The organism is Achromobacter sp. LC458 (genome assembly GCF_001005835.2).
GTDB classification, from domain to species: Bacteria; Pseudomonadota; Gammaproteobacteria; order Burkholderiales; family Burkholderiaceae_B; genus Achromobacter; species Achromobacter spanius_B.
This window is the reverse complement of record NZ_LBHW02000001.1, coordinates 444,460-460,342: the sequence shown is the minus strand read 5'-3', so window position 1 is coordinate 460,342 and position 15,883 is coordinate 444,460. Positions and strand designations below refer to the sequence as shown.

The window sequence follows — 15,883 nt, the reverse complement described above, 5'->3', positions numbered from 1 at the left end:
TCGCTGCTGGGCGAAATCCTGGACTGGATGCTGGCGCCGCTGTTCCTGCTGTGGCCCATGAGCGTCGCGATCACGTACGTGGTCGCCCAGAACATCGCCAACGTGCCGTACGACCGGGCGCTGGCCAACAACCTGCATGTGTTGACGCGGCAGGTTCATGCGCAGGATGGCCGGGCCGTGCTGAAGATGACCGACGCCGCGCGCGACGTGTTGCGCGCCGACGAAACCGACAGCGTCTTCTGGCTGGTGCTGGGCAGCCGGGGCGAATACCTGGGCGGCGATCGCGCGCTGCCGCTACCGGCCACCGTGGGCCAGCCGCGCCCGGGCGAAGTCCAATACGAAGACGACACCATGCGCGGTTTCGGCATCCGCCTGGCGTTCACGTGGGTGGACCTGAACCTGCCCAACACGCAGCCCGCGCTGCTGATCGTGGCCGAGACCGTGGAAAAGCGCACGCAACTGGCCAACGACATCATCAAGGGCGTGATCATTCCGCAGTTCGTGGTGCTGCCGATCGCGGTGCTGCTGGTGTGGTTCGGCCTGTCGCGCGGCGTGGCGCCGCTCAATGCGCTACAGCAGCGCCTGCGCGCGCGTCGGCCCGACGACCTGTCGCCCATCGACGAACGCGCGGCCCCTTCAGAAATCGCGCCGCTGGTCGCCGCCATGAACGACCTGCTGGATCGGCTCTCGGCCAACGTGCAGGCGCAGCGCCGTTTCGTGGCGGACGCCGCCCACCAGCTGAAGACGCCGCTTGCCGGGCTGCGCACACAGGCTGAACTGGCGCTGCGCGATGCCAGCCCCGAAGAAATGCAATCCAGCCTGCGTCAGCTGGTGACGGGGTCCGAACGCGCCACACGGCTGGTGAATCAGTTGCTGCTGCTGGCGCGCGCCGAAAACCCCAGCGCGATCGGGCTAACGCGCACCGATCTGAACGCCATCGCCTACGAGCAGGCCATGCACTGGGTGCCGCAGGCGTTGTCGCTGAGCACCGACCTGGGCTTCGAGGGCTCTGACGATCCGGTCGAGATCAACGGCAACCCGCTCCTGCTGGCCGAACTGCTCAACAACCTGGTCGACAACGCCCTGCGCTATACACCGCGCGGCGGCCACATTACCGTGCGCGTGCAGCGTCGCGGCAACCAGGCCGTGCTGGAAGTGGAAGATTCCGGCCCGGGCATTGCGCCCGACGAGCGCGAGCGCGTCTTCGACCGCTTCTATCGGGTGCTGGGCACCGCGTCCGACGGCAGCGGCCTGGGTCTGGCCATCGTGCGCGAAATCGCGCAAAAGCATCAGGCGACGGTGCTGATCGACGACCATCCCAACCCCCACTCGGACCTGCCAGGCACCCGCATCAGCGTCGTGTTCCCGCAGTACGCCGACCCGTCGGATCGGCACGAAAGCTAGCGCGGCGCGTGTCCGGCAGCCCGGCCGACAGCTAAGGACTATCCCTAGCTCCCTGCGGAGTAGTTACTTTTAGTTTCAATTTTAAGATTCGGGTAAGGGTTCCGTCAGAACCTCGTCAGGGTCGCGGCTCAATGTTGCGCATAGCTCGATGTCGGCTTGACCGGCAAAGGGCCAAGCACGGCGGAAAACCGCCGGCCAAAAAACGAGGAGACATCATGAGCACAACAACCATGGCAGGCCGCGGTCCTTCCGCGGAACCGCGCCCGATGACCAAGGATGAACGCCGCGTCATCTTCGCATCGTCGCTGGGCACGGTTTTTGAGTGGTACGACTTTTATCTATACGGCTCGCTCGCAGCCATCATCGCGCAACACTTTTTCTCTGGCGTGAACCCCACCGCGGGCTTCATTTTCGCGTTGCTGGCGTTCGCCGCCGGGTTTGCCGTGCGCCCGTTCGGCGCGCTGGTGTTTGGCCGCCTGGGTGACCTGGTAGGGCGTAAATACACCTTCCTGGTCACGATCGTGATCATGGGCTTGTCTACCTTCCTGGTGGGCGTGCTGCCCAGCTACGCCAGCATCGGCCTGGCGGCTCCGGCCATCCTGATCCTGCTGCGCCTGCTGCAAGGCCTGGCGCTGGGCGGTGAATACGGTGGCGCGGCGACCTACGTTGCCGAACACGCGCCGCATGGCCGCCGCGGCTTCTACACGTCGTGGATCCAGACCACCGCAACGCTGGGCCTGTTCCTGTCGCTGCTGGTCATCCTGGGCATCCGCACGGTCATGGGCGAAGACGACTTCAAAGCCTGGGGCTGGCGCATTCCATTCCTGATTTCGGTCGTGCTGCTGGGCATCTCGGTGTGGATCCGCCTGCAACTGAGCGAATCGCCCACCTTCAAGCGCATGAAGGAAGAAGGCAAGGGTTCGAAGGCGCCGATCGCTGAATCGTTCGGCCAGTGGAAGAACCTGAAGGTCGTGATCCTGGCGCTGCTGGGCCTGACCGCCGGCCAGGCCGTGGTCTGGTACACGGGTCAGTTCTACGCGCTGTTCTTCCTGACGCAAACGCTGAAGGTCGACGCCAACACGGCCAACATCATGATTGCGGTCGCGCTCTTGATCGGCACGCCCTTCTTCGTGGTGTTCGGCGCGCTGTCGGACAAGATCGGTCGCAAGCCCATCATCATGGCGGGCTGCCTGATCGCCGCGGCAACGTACTTCCCGATCTTCCAGGGCATTACGCACTTTGCCAACCCGGCGCTGGAAAAGGCCCAGGCCACCGCCCCGGTCACCGTCATTGCCGACCCCGGCACGTGCTCGTTCCAGTTCAACCCGGTGGGCACGTCCGCGTTCACCAGCTCTTGCGACGTCGTGAAGTCCTTCATGGCCCGCAACTCGGTGAACTACAAGAACGAAGCCGCACCGGCCGGCTCGGTCGCGAAGGTCAAGATCGGCAACGACGAATTCACCTCGTTCGACGGCAAGTCCATGGCCCCGGCCGACTTCAAGGCCAAGGCCGCTGAACTGGACAAGGCGCTGACCACCGCGATCCGCAGCCACGGCTACCCGGCCAAGGCGGACCCGGCGCAAAGCAACAATGTCATGGTGGTGGTGTTGCTGGCGATCCTGGTGCTGTACGTGACCATGGTCTACGGCCCCATCGCGGCCATGCTGGTGGAAATGTTCCCGACCCGCATCCGCTACACCTCGATGAGCTTGCCGTACCACATCGGCAACGGCTGGTTCGGCGGCTTTCTGCCCCCGGTGGCCTTCGCGGTGGTGGCAGCCACGGGCAACATCTACGACGGCCTGTGGTACCCGATCATCATCGCCGTCATGACCCTGGTCATCGGCACGCTGTTCGTGCGCGAATCCAAGGACAACGACATCAACGCGTAAAGACCATCCCCCGCCGGGCGGGACTGCTGCGCCTGCCCGGCCTTGAAAGCTCCTTATGGAGCTTTTTTTTTGCCCGAAACTTCTGCGCATTTTCAGGACGATGTCAGACCCTGGCGCTTAGACTGGCGCCTCAGATTGCGGCCTTGCTTCAGATCGAATGACGATTGATCCCCCTGTCAGACGATTGCAGGGCCAGTGCTCTGACACCGATACCGCGTTCCCCGCGAGCCTTTTATGACGCGGTATTGTGTGCTCCCGTACCGGCCCGGCCTTTATTGAGCCGGGCCGCTTTTTTTTCCGCGCGAAAAAGTCAGCGCGAGAAAGTCAGCGCCCAAAAAAAATGATGGCCGCCAGGCGGCCATCATTGTGCGGATGCGGGGCCTGCTTAACGGCGCATGCCCACACCGATAACCAGCACGCCCGCCACGATGGCGGCAATGCCGGCCCACATCGGGATCGGCACCGACTTCTCGGTTTCGGCCGTGGCCTTGACCGAGCCGATCTGCAAAACGGTCTCTTCGGACTTGTAGTTAAAGCCCTTATAGGCCAAAGCCACAATGCCCAGGACGATCAGGATGGCGCCAATGATTTTCATGTTTTTCCTCTCCGATTCCATGTCGGTGCGCGCAAGTTAACGCAACGCCCGCCCTATGTCAGTGACAGAACGTGTCGCCTGTCGCAACCGTATTGCAGCACTTCGGCAAACCGGCCGCGTCGTATAGAATCAACCCTTTTGGCCGACGCTCATGTGGTTCAAAAACCTCAAGATTTACCGCCTCTCCTCGCCGTGGACTCTCGTTGGCGATCAGCTTGAAGAAACGCTTGCGCGGCACGCCTACCAAGCGGGCAACAACCTTGAAATGCAAAGCCTGGGCTGGGTCCCGCCGCGCGAAAACGGCGGGCTTGCCCACGTCGTGAACGGGCAGATCCTGCTTAGCCTGCGCGCGGAAAAGAAGCTTCTGCCGGGCACCGTCGTGAACCAGGTCGCCAAGGCGCGCGCCCAGGAAATCGAAGAGCAGCAAGGCTACAAGCCGGGCCGCAAGCAGATGAAGGAAATCAAGGAACGCGTCACTGACGAACTGCTGCCGCGCGCCTTCAGCGTCTATCGCGACACGCGCGTCTGGATCGATCCGCAGAACCACTGGCTGGTCATTGACGCCGCCGCTTCCGCGAAAGCCGACGAAGTCATCGGCCTGCTGGCCAAGTGCGTGGACCCCTTCCCGCTTGAAAACCTGTACGTGGCGCAATCGCCCGCGTCCGCCATGACGGGCTGGCTGGCCGAAGACGAGGCTCCCTCGAACTTCAGCATCGACCAGGACACCGAACTGCGTTCGTCGGGTGAAAGCGGCGCGGCCATCCGCTACGTGAAGCACTCGATCGACGCCGACGACGTGCGCCGCCACATCCAGTCGGGCAAGCAGTGCACGCGCCTGGCCATGACGTGGGCCGACCGCATTTCGTTCGTGCTGACCGAAGGCCTGGACGTCAAGCGCGTGTCGCCGCTGGACGTACTGAAGGAAGGCAACGAAGGCGTTGCCGCCAACGACGATGAAAAGTTCGATTCCGACATGATGCTCATGACTGGCGAACTGGCCAAGATGATGGCCGAATTGGTCGAAGCGCTGGGCGGCGAAAAGAAGATCTGATCGCTTACGCGGATCACGCCCCAAGCAAAGACCGCCCATGAATGGGCGGTCTTTTTTTGCGGCTATTTTGCGAGCGCACGAAACCGCCGCACCCTCTTACGCCGCCACGCTGCGGTCGCGTCCGGCCAGCTTGGCCTGGTACAGCGCCTTGTCGGCCTGGTCGATCAGGTAGGCGTAGTCCGGGTGGCCGTCAAAGGTGGCCACCCCGATGCTGGCCGTGATGCGTTGCGCCCCCGCCTCGGGGATGGTGAACGCGTGGCGGCGGATCTCGGCGCCCAGCTTCTGCGCCGCCGCCAGCGCGGCTTCCCGGCCGGTGTCCACCAACACCACCAGAAATTCCTCACCGCCATAACGGAACACAAAATCGCTGGACCGGCACGACTGGTGAACCACTTCGGCAAACTGGCGCAGGATGTGGTCGCCGCCCGAATGCCCGTGCGCGTCGTTGATGGCCTTGAAGTGGTCGATGTCCAGCAGCAGGACCGAAAAAAGGCTGCTCTGACGGCTGGAAATGGCAATCTCGCGCCCAATAACCGACGGTAAAAAGCGCCGGTTCAGCACGTTGGTCAGCGGGTCGCTGCCGCTTTCAATCTCGGCCACCATATCGAACAGGCCATTGAGCAGATGCTTGATGCGCGCCACCAGCTCCTGCAATTGCCGCACCTGGTCGGGCATCGACAACTGGCGCTCGCCGTCGTCCATCAGCAGCCGGGGCAGCACCACGTCGTCCAGCTCGGCAACCGCGTCGGTGATCTGGCGCAATGCAGGGGCGCTTTCAAACAGCACACCGCCCTTGTGCTGCAACCACAGGCCGAATTCCGAAGCCGCCAGGCGCGGCAGCGCCTGTTCCGGCGCGCGGTAATGCAGGCCGATCAGCACGGCCTGGCTCCACTCCAGCAGTGCGGCGCGCTGGCGCTCGCGCTCGGTGGAAATGTTCTGCCCCAACGCGAACAGCCGGTAGGCCTCGTCGTTGCGCGCGCCACGGTTGATGTCGCGCATGAAGGCACGGCTCATCTGCTCGATGGCCAGGTCAAACAGATTGCAAACGTATTGCGTGGCGATGGACGCAGCCATGCCGTCCAGATCGCTGGCACGCAGCCGTTCGGCAATCTCGTTTTTCAGCACGCGCGCGCCCGCCATCACCAGATGGATCGGGATATGGACGCGGGCATGCACTTCGCCCACCTTTTTCTGCGTGGCCATCAACGCCACGATATCGCCCTGGTCGCGCACGCAAAGCAGCCCCAGCAGCCAGTGTTTCATGCCTTTGTGCAGCCGCGTCGAGACGATCTCGTGGGACAGGCGCGGGCCGGCTTCAACGTCGGCCAGCAAGGTCGAATAGAACGCGTCCACCAGTTCCTTGGCGCTGTCCGCGACCACGGCGGCCACCTGGCCGCGCGTGTAGGCGTCCACTGACTGGTAGACCGCTTCCCACGCTTGCGCGTTGGATGCGCTGAGGTAGCACGCTTGATCAGCGCCGCTTGTCCAAACCGGCAACGCCGTCTTGCTCGAAGACATAAATCATCCGCCCCAAAAACTTCGCGCGTGCCAAAAGCGACACGCGACGAAAAACCAGCGCGGATTATGCGCTAAAAGAAAGTGGGCCCCTAGAGGGGCCCACGCGCGGCGGCGGTATCGCGGCTTATGACGCCGCTTATTCCAGGCCGTGGAAGACCGAATCGTCCGGGCCCACGTGCGACGGATGCTGCCACGTGACGTCGCGCAGCGAATGCTGCACCAGCCCTTCAACGCCCAGCAGCACCGCGAAGATCGCCATGCGGATCGGAATGCCGTTGTCCGTCTGGCGGAAGATGGCCAGGCGCGGATCATGATTCAGGTCCACGCTCAGGTCGTTGGCGCCCGGTCGGCTGTCGCGCGGCAGCGGGTGCATGACGATGGTTTCCGGGCTGCAATACGCGTCGATGATGGCGCGGTTGATTTGGAAATCGGGCGTGTAGCCTTCGTTTTCCTCGTTGGCGAAGCGCTCTTTCTGCACGCGCGTCGCGTAGATCACATCCGCGCCCGCCAGGCCTTCAGCCAGCGACGTCTTCTGCTCGATGATGTTGCCGTTGCGGCTGGCCTGCTCAATGATGTAGCTGGGCATCTCCAGCCCCTTGGGCGACACCAGCGAAAACTTCACGTTCTTGTACAGCGCCATCAGCTTGATCAGCGAATGCACGGTACGGCCATACTTCAAGTCGCCGACCATGGCGATGTGCGCGCCATCCAGCAACTTACCCAGGCGCGAAAATTCCGTCAGGATCGTGTACAGGTCCAGCAGGGCCTGGCTGGGGTGTTCGCCCGGGCCGTCGCCGCCGTTCACCACCGGAATGTTGGTGGCGCGCGCGAATTCCGCAACCGAACCTTGCTCGGGGTGGCGGATCACCATGGCGTCTACATAGCCGCTCATGACGCGGCTGGTGTCATAAATCGACTCACCCTTGGCCATCGACGAAAACGTGAAGCCCGTGGTGTCGCACACCGAACCGCCCAAGCGGCAGAATGCCGAGCCGAAGCTGACGCGGGTGCGGGTGCTGGCTTCAAAAAACAGGTTGCCCAGCACGGCGCCTTCCAGCACGCGCGACACTTTCTGGCGGCGCGCGATGGGCTGCATCATGTCGGCCACTCGGAACAGGTCTTCAACCGATTCGCGGGTGAACTGGTCCACCGACAGCAACTGGTTCTTGCCTTCTACGGCGATCCTTTCACGCAGGGGGCCGTCTTGTACGCTTTGCGTATATTTTTCCAGCAGCACGCCGTTTTGGACGATCTCGCTGACAAAGCGCTGCACCACCTCCGGCATGGCGCGAAATTCTTGCGACCCCTCGGGCAGCAACCACGTGTCCAGCGCCCGGCGTTTGACACCGATGCGCGTCGCGAACACGTCGCGCGTAAGGTTCAGGCGTCGCATGGCGTCGCGCAGGAAGGCTTGCTGGGAGATGGTCATGACGGGCCCCGAGAAAGAGGATTTATATACGCAGCGCGCATATTATTCCCAACACAAGTGCAAGTCCAATATTTTTGCGTACAAGGGTTTACCCTTGTTATTTCCGCACCACGGCCGGCCGGGCAGCACGCCTTGGCAGCGGCCGATGGGGAGGCGGCCCCATGGTCTACCGGCTGGCGTAGGACGTGTTCTGCTGCGCCCCCGGCGCCACCTGACCCAGCGAAAACCAGCAGCCCGCGCAGAACGCCAATGCGCCCAACAGATAGCAGATCATCGCCAGCAGCTGCGCCGGCCAGTGGCCCCGTGTGACGTGGCCGATGTCGCCCTGCCGCAACAAGCTGACCTGTGCCAGGTAGCCGAACAACAGGCCCATGCAAGAGGTCAACAAGCCGGCCAGGAACAGTGCCAACGGCAATTGCAGATCGGGCGCCGCGATGTCGCCGCCCACGATGCCCAGCGAGAACGCGACCAGCGCCAGCGCGGATGCACCGTTGAGCCAGCCCAAGAATCGGAAGCCGCCCGCGAGCAACGCAAAAGACATCCCCGAGGATCGACGCTGCGGGTTGCGGGCGTCCATGAATCAGCCGCCGTTGCCGGCGCGGCAGGCCGGCGTGGCGCTTTGAATCGAGGCGCGCGCGGCGGCGATTTCGGCCGCGTCCCAGCGGCCCTGTCCCAGCACGGTGACCGTGACCTTGGACTTGGCGGGGCCGTCGGCCTCGGCGGAGATCAGTTCCAGCACCTTGGCGGGTTCGCCCACCTTGTAGACCTGGATTTCATCGGGCGCGCCCTTCTCGCCCAGGGTGTGGCGCCACGCGTACGCCACCCCATACGGATGCTGCACATTCACGTGGCAGGTGCGCACATATTCGCCGCCCCGGCGGAAGGCGGCCTGGTAGTTGGTGTCGACGCTAAAGGTCTCTTTTTGCACGGCGTCGGATTCGTAAACCCCCTTGCTCGCGCAGCCGGCCAACAGGACTGCCAGCGTTACACCCACCCATACAGACTTGCGCATGATTCTTCCCGCATTGAAATTCTGACTTTTGCGATTATGCCAGCGGCCGCAAAAAGGCCACGCGGGAAATGCCTGGGCATTTCGCGCGTGGCCTTGGGCTGACTCATCAGCAACTCGGCGTTGCGGTCTTACTTCGCAGCGCCTTCGATCTTCTCACCGCCTCGTTGAATATCCTTGCCGGCGCCCGCAACAGTATTGCAGCCCGCCGAAAGCGCGGCGATCGAAAGCAGCATGACGAGAACAACTTTGTTTTTCATAAACATCTCCTGTCTGGGCGTGGAAACCGAAGCCAGCATACCGCAAAGGGACAGAGTTGCGCACCACCAGGACGCCCTGACAGCCAGCTTGCAGCGCGTGTCGCATCGGGCCTACAAATTCGCGCCTACAATTCGGCCGCCAGCCAGGCTGCGGGCCGTTGGCCGCACTTTGTAACCCGACCGGACCAAACCCCGTAACCGCCCTTACGCCGCCGTGACAACCCCGTCCCGGCGCGGTGTCGCGTATTTGCCTGCAATGGATTAGGATTCGCAAATGAACAAAAAACCCGTATCGCAGAACGCTGGCGCCGGCCCACAGGGCTGGGGCTGGGAACAGCCGCAGTGCCGCGGACAAGCGGCTTTGGCGCTGTTTATCGACGATCTGCACCGAATTCTGCAAGCCCACGCGGCGGGCAAGCTTGCCGACAGCAGCACCCTTGCCGACGCACAAAGCCATGTCAATGAACTGCTTGCCCGCTACAACGACATCAACGCCGCGCCCGAGATTTTCCTGGGGCAGTCCGTTGAACTGAAAGAAGGCGTCGACCGCAATGGCGTGTCGCACACGGTGCCGATCTTTTCGGCGCGCCTGAAGAAATCGCTAGTGTCGATGCTGGGACAAAGCCCCGGCTGACAGGAGACCCACAATGCATTCAGACAACGTCGTAGAGTTTCTCCGCTTGCTGTCCCTTGACGTCACGCTGGGCTCGGCCGCCCAGCATGCCGCTAGCCAGGCGGATGCACCTCTGGCCTTGGCGCGATTGGCCACGGCACACGGCTTGCCTTGCAGCGCATCGGACTGGTCCTTCTTTGCGCGCAGCTGCCTGGATTCTTCCATCGAAACCATGACGGACGCCGGCCCCGCCGACGCCACCGTCTGGCAGTTGGTGCAAGATCCGGCGCACGGCACCGGCATTCCCGCCAGCGCCATCACACGCGTGATCGGCATCATTACGCAGCCCGAAGAAGGCGCGCCCCCGGTGGTCGGCCATGTGGTCGGCGACCTGGCTCCGCGCGCGCCGGTGGGCATGTCTCCCTACCCGTCGGGGTCTTGAAGGCAGCGCCAAGAGCGGGCGGCCAGCCTTAGCGCTGGCCAGCCAGGTATGCGCGCACGCCCTTTGCGGCGACCACGCCACTGGCCATGCAGGCCGTCAGCAGATAGCCTCCCGTCGGCGCTTCCCAGTCCAGCATTTCGCCCGCGCAGAACACGCCGGGCGCCGATTCCAGCATCAGACCCGCCGACACCGCATCAAACGCCACGCCGCCCGCCGTGCTGATGGCTTCGTCCATGGGACGCGGCCGCAACAGCATCACCGGCAGTGCCTTGATGCGCATGGCTAACCGAGCCGGGTCCTTGAAGTCTTCCGCCGTCGCGCATTCGCGCAGCAGGCCCGCCTTCACGCCGGTCAACCCCATGCGGCTTTGCAGGTGGCTGGACATGGAGCGCGCACCGCGTGGATGTATGACGGCTGCGTTGACTTTGTCCTGCGTCCAGTCGGGCGCCAGGTCCAGCATCGCGACCGCGCGGCCGGATCGGTCGATTTCATCGCGCAACGCCGCGGACAGCGCATACACCAGGCTGCCTTCGATACCGCTTGCGGACACCACGAATTCGCCTTGCCGCGTCGGCATCGCGGCGCACGACATGGACACCGACTTGACGGGCTGGCCCGCGTAACGCTCAACAAAGTGCGCAGACCACGCCACGTCGAAGCCACAGTTGGCCGGGCGCAGTGGCGCAACAGGCACGCCGTGCGCCTGCAATCCCGGCACCCAGGCGCCATCCGATCCCAGCTTGGCCCAGCTTCCGCCGCCCACCGCCAACACAAGCGCATCCGCCGCCCACGTCTGGATCCCGTCGGGCGTCTCAAAGCGCAGCGTTTGCGGGGACATCGCCTGATCTTCCGGCCAGCCCAGCCAACGGTGCCGCATGTGGAAACGCACGCCGCCGGCACGCAACCGCGCCAACCACGCGCGCAACAGCGGCGCGGCCTTCATCTCTTGCGGGAATACGCGGCCCGACGAGCCCACAAACGTTTCGATGCCAAGTGCGTGGGCCCACTCGCGCAGCGCCGTCGCGTCCATGGCTTGCAGCCAGGGCGCGACGCGATCCGCGCGCGCGCCATAGCGCGCCAGGAATGCGCTCGGGCCTTCGCTATGCGTCAGATTCAGCCCGCCGCGTCCAGCCATCAGGAACTTGCGTCCGGCAGAGGGCATGGCGTCAAACACATCGACCTGCAAGCCCTGTGCGGCCAAGCCTTCCGCCGCCATCAGCCCCGCCGGTCCACCGCCAATGACCGCGACGCGCGGCGCGGTGGAGGACGCCTCCTGGTGCAGGTTCGTCATGGCAGCCGGCCCATCATGGCGGGCGGAAGGGAAGAGAGAAGACAGTGCATGGGGAAGTAGGAACGAGTCGCAGACGACAAAACGCGGGAAGGATTGTCGCATGGCGCTTGGCGCCAGACCGGCTTGCGGGTGCGCGCGGAGTCAGCGCAACGCCGCTATCGGGCAAAGAAAAAGGCCTGGCACCGGCCACTTATTGACCGCAGGCGCCAAGCCTTTGTTATCACTGGACAATTCGGACATGCGCAAAGGCTATCCCAAGGCTTGTCCACAGTCGCTGTGGGTAACTTCCGCCCTCAGGCGTTACCCGCGGCTTGCATGGGCCCCGACCAGGGCTCGGCGTCCATCTCGAAACGTAGCTCCTGATATTCGCCGTCCACGGCCACGGTTCGCAGCAAGCCCGCGCCCATGGCTTGGCCCAGCGCCCGGCGGCACAGGGTTTCGGGATCATCGGGCAAGGACTGGAAGACGCCATCCGGGATGCGCAGGCGCAACAGCGCTTGGGGATCACCGCGTTCCGCAGGCCGGCCAATGTGGATGTGGGCGGGATAACCGTGCGGGCACCAGATGCCGACGTGGTATTTGCCTTCAGCGCCTGTGTCGGCGACAAATCCGGGATGATCGTATTTTGCTGTACCCATGGACCCTCCTCTTGTGCGGCAACCTAGCGCGCGTGACCCATGGTAGCTCAGGGTTGAGGCGCTGTGCGGGCGGGCACATCCGGGAAACTCCGGACTGGAACAAAGGATTGACCCAGGGCAAGTGAACGTGAAAAGAACAGACAAGCGGCGCGGACGAAAAGCGCTGACGAAAAGTGCAGACGAAAAAAAGCCGCGATATGCATCGCGGCTTTTTCTTGAAACTGGTTGCGGGGGCAGGATTTGAACCTACGACCTTCGGGTTATGAGCCCGACGAGCTGCCAGACTGCTCCACCCCGCGTCTGATGTGATGAATCATACACCATTATGAAATCTTGTGCAGCGCACCCAGCCGATTATTCGCGGATTTGGCCGTTTTACGGCGAAATATTTTTGTCATAGCGTTCAAAAAGCGAGCAATTGGACCGGGCAGGTCGACGCAGATCACATCCGCGGCCTGAATCGCCGTCACGCGTACCGCCCCGCCTTCGGCCATGCCATGCGCTTCACCGGCATTGACGCGCACCGAACGCGGTAGATGCAGGCAGCCCGCGGCTTCCGCGCCCGCCGCCACTTGTTCGACCCGTACGCTGCCAGACACGCAGACCAGCGTTGCCCCCGCCTTCAGGACGAAGGCGCGGCTGGCGCCCGAGGCGATTTCGACACGGCGAGAGGGGGCTTGGAAGGGGGTGGGGGAAGCAAGGTCGGCGTGCATGATGTTCTCCAATCGGACAATGACAGACTACGTCCGCCCTGCTTCGCGCAACAGCCACACAGCGCCGCTTTCTGTACCGATGCAGATGCTCGATTTCGCCGCTGTTATGGTGTACTTTTCTCGAATCTGTGCCTTCCTTCAGTCCCACCACCCGGAGCATGATCGGCACATGGATCCACAACCGCTGTACCTACGCTTGGCGAACCACTACCGGCGCGCCATCCAGACGGGCGTCCTGGCGCCCGAGCAGCGCATGCCCTCCGTGCGCACGCTGGTGCGCACGCACCATGTCAGCTTGTCTACCGCCTTGCAGGCCTGCCGCCGGTTGGAAGACGACGGCTTGATCGAAGCCCGGCCCCGCTCGGGCTATTTCGTCTTGCAGGCGCGCCGCAACAGCATCCCCCCCGTTAGCGAGCCCGACATCCGCCAAGCGCTGGGCGCCGCGCAATATGTCGGCATCCACGATCGCGTCTCGGACTTCATCGCCAAATGCGAGGCCCATCCCGTCAGCGCCAACTTTGCGCTGGCGGCGGCGGTGCCCGAGGCGTATCCGATGGACGCCTTGAAGCAGGCAATGACGCGCGCGCTGCGGGTGTCGCCCCATGTGCTGGTCAGCCCGGTGCCCCCGCAAGGCCATCCCGAATTGCGCACCGTGCTGGCGCGCCGCGCCCTGGCCAACGGCATCAATGCCACGCCGGATGACGTCATCGTCACGCACGGCTGCATTGAAGCGTTGAACCTGGCGCTGCGCGCGGTGGCCCGCCCCGGCGACACCATCGCCGTCGAATCGCCCACCTATTTCGGCCTGCTGCAAATCCTGGAAAGCCTGGGCATGCGGGCGCTGGAAATCCCCACCAGCCCGCAACATGGCCTGTCTATCGAGGCCCTGGACCTGGCGTTTCAGACGCACGGCAATATTCGGGCCGTGGTGGTGGTGCCCAATTTCCAGAACCCCTTGGGCTGCGTCATGCCCGACGCGGAAAAGGCGCGTCTGGTCGCGCTGTGCGAGCGCCAGCAGGTGCCGCTGATCGAAGACGACACCTACGGCGCCTTGACCGATGACGACGCGCCGCTGGCGGCCGCCAAGTCTTGGGACGCCACCGGCAACGTCATCTATTGTTCGTCGATGCACAAAACCTTGGCGCCGGGCATGCGGCTGGGCTGGTTGCTGGGAGGACGCTGGAAGGCGCGCATCGCCATGCTCAAGTACGCACAAAGCCGGCCCAATGAACCGCTGGCGCAGATCGCCGTTGCCGAATACCTGGGGTCGCGCGCCTATGACCGCCACCTGGCACGGTTGCGGCGACATTTAAAAACGCAGCGCGACCAGACAGCCGAAGCCATTGCCGCGCACTTTCCGCGCGGCACACGGCTAAGCGTGCCGCATGGCGGGATGCTGCTGTGGGTGGAAATGCCAGACGGCCGGTCCGGCATGGATGTGTTCGAAGCCGCGTTGCGCCAAGGCATCCGGGTCGCGCCCGGCGCCATGTTTTCCAACAGCACGCGCTACAACCACTTCCTGCGGATCAGCTGCGGCCAGCGCACCACGCCCGACATCTCGCGCGCCTTGCTGACCCTGGCGCGCATTGTCGGTGAAGGCGCCACATGAATGCGTCTCTGCACCAGTTCATAGTCGATTACGGGCTGTGGGCCGTACTGGCCGGCACGTTCCTGGAAGGCGAGAGCGTCGTGGTATTCGCCGGCTTTCTGGCGCACCAGCATCTGATGCACCTGCCGTACGTGATGCTGTGCGCGTTTGCCGGGTCGTTCATCGCGGACCAGTTATTGTTTTTCCTGGGCCGCCGCTATCGCGATCACCGCTACGTGCGGCGCATCCGCGAAAAACCCGCCTTTGAAAGAGCGCTTGCCGCCATCGACCGCTACCCGCACGGATTCATCCTCAGCCTGCGATTTCTGTATGGCTTGCGTACCGTCGGCCCGGTGGCGCTGGGCATGTCCCGCGTGCCGCCGCTGCGCTTTCTGGTGCTCAATGCCATTGCCGCCGTCATCTGGGCGGTCTGCTTCAGCCTGGTGGGCTATGCGTTCGGCCAGACGATTGAATCGCTGCTGGGGCGCCTGCATGGCGTAGAGACCAAGCTGGCCGTGGCCCTGGCGATCGGGGTGGTGATCGGCCTGGCCTATCACCTGCTGGCGCGGCGCCGTCGTTGACCGCCGTCGTCAGCTGAATAACCTGCCGCTGGCGCGCAGCACGTGACGGCGGCGGGCCTTGCGGTACCAGCCGCCGATGAAGGGCAGCAGCGCCAGGCGGCGCAGGATGGGATGGCGTTGGTCGAAGTCGTGCCACGCCTTGAAGCCATGGCCCATGCGCTCCCAGCTCTCGCGCGCTTCGGGTGAGAGTTTGCCGGGGTCGAACGCCGCCAGCTTTGCCGCTTCCGAGACACGCGCCAACATGACGCTGCCCGGATGTTCCAATCGATACTGATTCCGCATGGGGCCGCATATTACCCGGCTTGGCGGCCGTGTGGACACCACACAATCGCGCGCTTGAAACGCGCAAATGGAGCCACCTTTGACCGCCCTGTCCAAGCCTTTGTATTTAAAGGAAAATGCGAATCTATGCCCGGACTATCCCAAGGCTTGTCCACAGAAGCTGTGGGTAACTTTCCGGTCGATGCGACGCAGAACAGCCCTTGCCAAGACAGATCCTGGCGCCCGCCCCCAGGCGCTTATTTCAACGCGGCAATGATCATGTCGCGCACGCTTTCGAAGCCCGCCACATACTGGGGGTTTTCGGAACGGGCCAGCAGGCTGGAGTAGTTCTGTTCCAGTTGCGCCTCGATGGCCTCGCGCAGGCCCGGCGAAGCCTTGGCCAGATGCAGCATCGACAGCAACGTCGAATTCAGCGCGTCGATGCGGCCGCCCTGGTGCGAAATGGTGTGGACGATAACAGCGATTTGTTCTTGAGTATCCATGGCTGAAGCCTCCTGGCAGTAATGATCGGCGCAAATCCTAGCATGCCTCCCACCGCCCCCGTACGCCTGGGCCGCGCTAGGCAAGCGCCAGGGGC

Annotated in this window: 18 protein-coding genes and 1 tRNA gene; 7 read left to right on the top strand and 12 right to left on the bottom strand. The window is 63.7% G+C overall.

The window, feature by feature from the left end; all coding sequences use genetic code 11:
* Positions 1-27: 27 nt before the first annotated feature.
* Positions 28-1,404, top strand: a complete 1,377-nt coding sequence (locus tag YH64_RS02100) for a sensor histidine kinase (protein WP_104143362.1) — start codon at positions 28-30, stop codon at positions 1,402-1,404.
* Between the two features lie 230 nt (positions 1,405-1,634).
* The gene (locus YH64_RS02095; RefSeq protein WP_046802821.1) at positions 1,635-3,296 is read left to right on the top strand and encodes an MFS transporter; all 1,662 of its coding nucleotides are present in this window, start codon (positions 1,635-1,637) and stop codon (positions 3,294-3,296) included.
* A gap of 385 nt (positions 3,297-3,681) precedes the next feature.
* Here YH64_RS02095 and YH64_RS02090 read toward each other — a convergent pair whose 3' ends face one another.
* Positions 3,682-3,891, bottom strand: coding sequence for a hypothetical protein (locus YH64_RS02090; RefSeq protein WP_046802820.1), 210 nt, complete (start codon positions 3,889-3,891; stop codon positions 3,682-3,684).
* A 151-nt stretch (positions 3,892-4,042) separates the two neighbouring features.
* Here YH64_RS02090 and YH64_RS02085 point away from each other — a divergent pair, with 151 nt between their 5' ends.
* Positions 4,043-4,942: a recombination-associated protein RdgC gene (locus YH64_RS02085; protein ID WP_006218333.1), complete on the top strand. Its 900-nt coding sequence runs from the start codon at positions 4,043-4,045 to the stop codon at positions 4,940-4,942.
* A 96-nt stretch (positions 4,943-5,038) separates the two neighbouring features.
* Here YH64_RS02085 and YH64_RS02080 read toward each other — a convergent pair whose 3' ends face one another.
* From YH64_RS02080 to YH64_RS02060, 5 genes are all read right to left on the bottom strand, one after another.
* On the bottom strand, positions 5,039-6,460 hold the full coding sequence (locus YH64_RS02080; RefSeq protein ID WP_046802819.1) for a diguanylate cyclase: 1,422 nt from the start codon (positions 6,458-6,460) through the stop codon (positions 5,039-5,041).
* A gap of 136 nt (positions 6,461-6,596) precedes the next feature.
* Entirely contained in the window at positions 6,597-7,889 is a 1,293-nt protein-coding gene (locus tag YH64_RS02075; protein WP_046802818.1) for an aspartate carbamoyltransferase, read from the bottom strand.
* Positions 7,890-8,055: 166 nt separating this feature from the next.
* Positions 8,056-8,466, bottom strand: coding sequence for a hypothetical protein (locus tag YH64_RS02070; RefSeq protein WP_046802817.1), 411 nt, complete (start codon positions 8,464-8,466; stop codon positions 8,056-8,058).
* 3 nt (positions 8,467-8,469) lie between these two features.
* Positions 8,470-8,901, bottom strand: coding sequence for a BPTD_2524 family lipoprotein (locus YH64_RS02065; protein ID WP_046802816.1), 432 nt, complete (start codon positions 8,899-8,901; stop codon positions 8,470-8,472).
* 128 nt (positions 8,902-9,029) lie between these two features.
* Entirely contained in the window at positions 9,030-9,158 is a 129-nt protein-coding gene (locus YH64_RS02060; protein ID WP_039883990.1) for an entericidin A/B family lipoprotein, read from the bottom strand.
* A gap of 274 nt (positions 9,159-9,432) precedes the next feature.
* Between YH64_RS02060 and YH64_RS02055 the strand changes: the two genes are divergently transcribed.
* On the top strand, positions 9,433-9,792 hold the full coding sequence (locus YH64_RS02055) for a hypothetical protein (RefSeq protein WP_046802815.1): 360 nt from the start codon (positions 9,433-9,435) through the stop codon (positions 9,790-9,792).
* 13 nt (positions 9,793-9,805) lie between these two features.
* A complete protein-coding gene (locus YH64_RS02050) occupies positions 9,806-10,213 on the top strand; it encodes a hypothetical protein (protein WP_046802814.1) in 408 nt (135 codons plus the stop codon).
* A 28-nt stretch (positions 10,214-10,241) separates the two neighbouring features.
* Here YH64_RS02050 and YH64_RS02045 read toward each other — a convergent pair whose 3' ends face one another.
* The 4 genes from YH64_RS02045 to YH64_RS02030 form a co-directional block, all read right to left on the bottom strand.
* Positions 10,242-11,504 carry a TIGR03862 family flavoprotein gene (locus YH64_RS02045; protein WP_143215216.1) on the bottom strand — a complete coding sequence of 421 codons (1,263 nt, stop codon included), beginning with the start codon at positions 11,502-11,504 and terminating at the stop codon, positions 10,242-10,244.
* Between the two features lie 293 nt (positions 11,505-11,797).
* Positions 11,798-12,142, bottom strand: coding sequence for a hypothetical protein (locus YH64_RS02040; protein ID WP_046802813.1), 345 nt, complete (start codon positions 12,140-12,142; stop codon positions 11,798-11,800).
* A gap of 222 nt (positions 12,143-12,364) precedes the next feature.
* Positions 12,365-12,441, bottom strand: a tRNA-Met gene (locus tag YH64_RS02035).
* A 24-nt stretch (positions 12,442-12,465) separates the two neighbouring features.
* A complete protein-coding gene (locus YH64_RS02030) occupies positions 12,466-12,855 on the bottom strand; it encodes a hypothetical protein (RefSeq protein WP_046802812.1) in 390 nt (129 codons plus the stop codon).
* 169 nt (positions 12,856-13,024) lie between these two features.
* Between YH64_RS02030 and YH64_RS02025 the strand changes: the two genes are divergently transcribed.
* On the top strand, positions 13,025-14,464 hold the full coding sequence (locus tag YH64_RS02025) for a PLP-dependent aminotransferase family protein (RefSeq protein ID WP_046802811.1): 1,440 nt from the start codon (positions 13,025-13,027) through the stop codon (positions 14,462-14,464).
* Positions 14,461-15,024: a DedA family protein gene (locus YH64_RS02020; protein ID WP_046802810.1), complete on the top strand. Its 564-nt coding sequence runs from the start codon at positions 14,461-14,463 to the stop codon at positions 15,022-15,024. Before YH64_RS02025 ends, YH64_RS02020 begins: the two co-directional genes overlap by 4 nt.
* Positions 15,025-15,033: 9 nt before the next feature.
* On the opposite strand, the gene YH64_RS02015 is transcribed toward YH64_RS02020, so the two are convergent.
* Complete coding sequence (locus YH64_RS02015) at positions 15,034-15,306, bottom strand: hypothetical protein (protein ID WP_223264785.1); 273 nt, start codon at positions 15,304-15,306, stop codon at positions 15,034-15,036.
* Positions 15,307-15,542: 236 nt separating this feature from the next.
* A complete protein-coding gene (locus YH64_RS02010) occupies positions 15,543-15,788 on the bottom strand; it encodes a hypothetical protein (RefSeq protein ID WP_046802809.1) in 246 nt (81 codons plus the stop codon).
* Positions 15,789-15,883 lie beyond the last annotated feature (95 nt).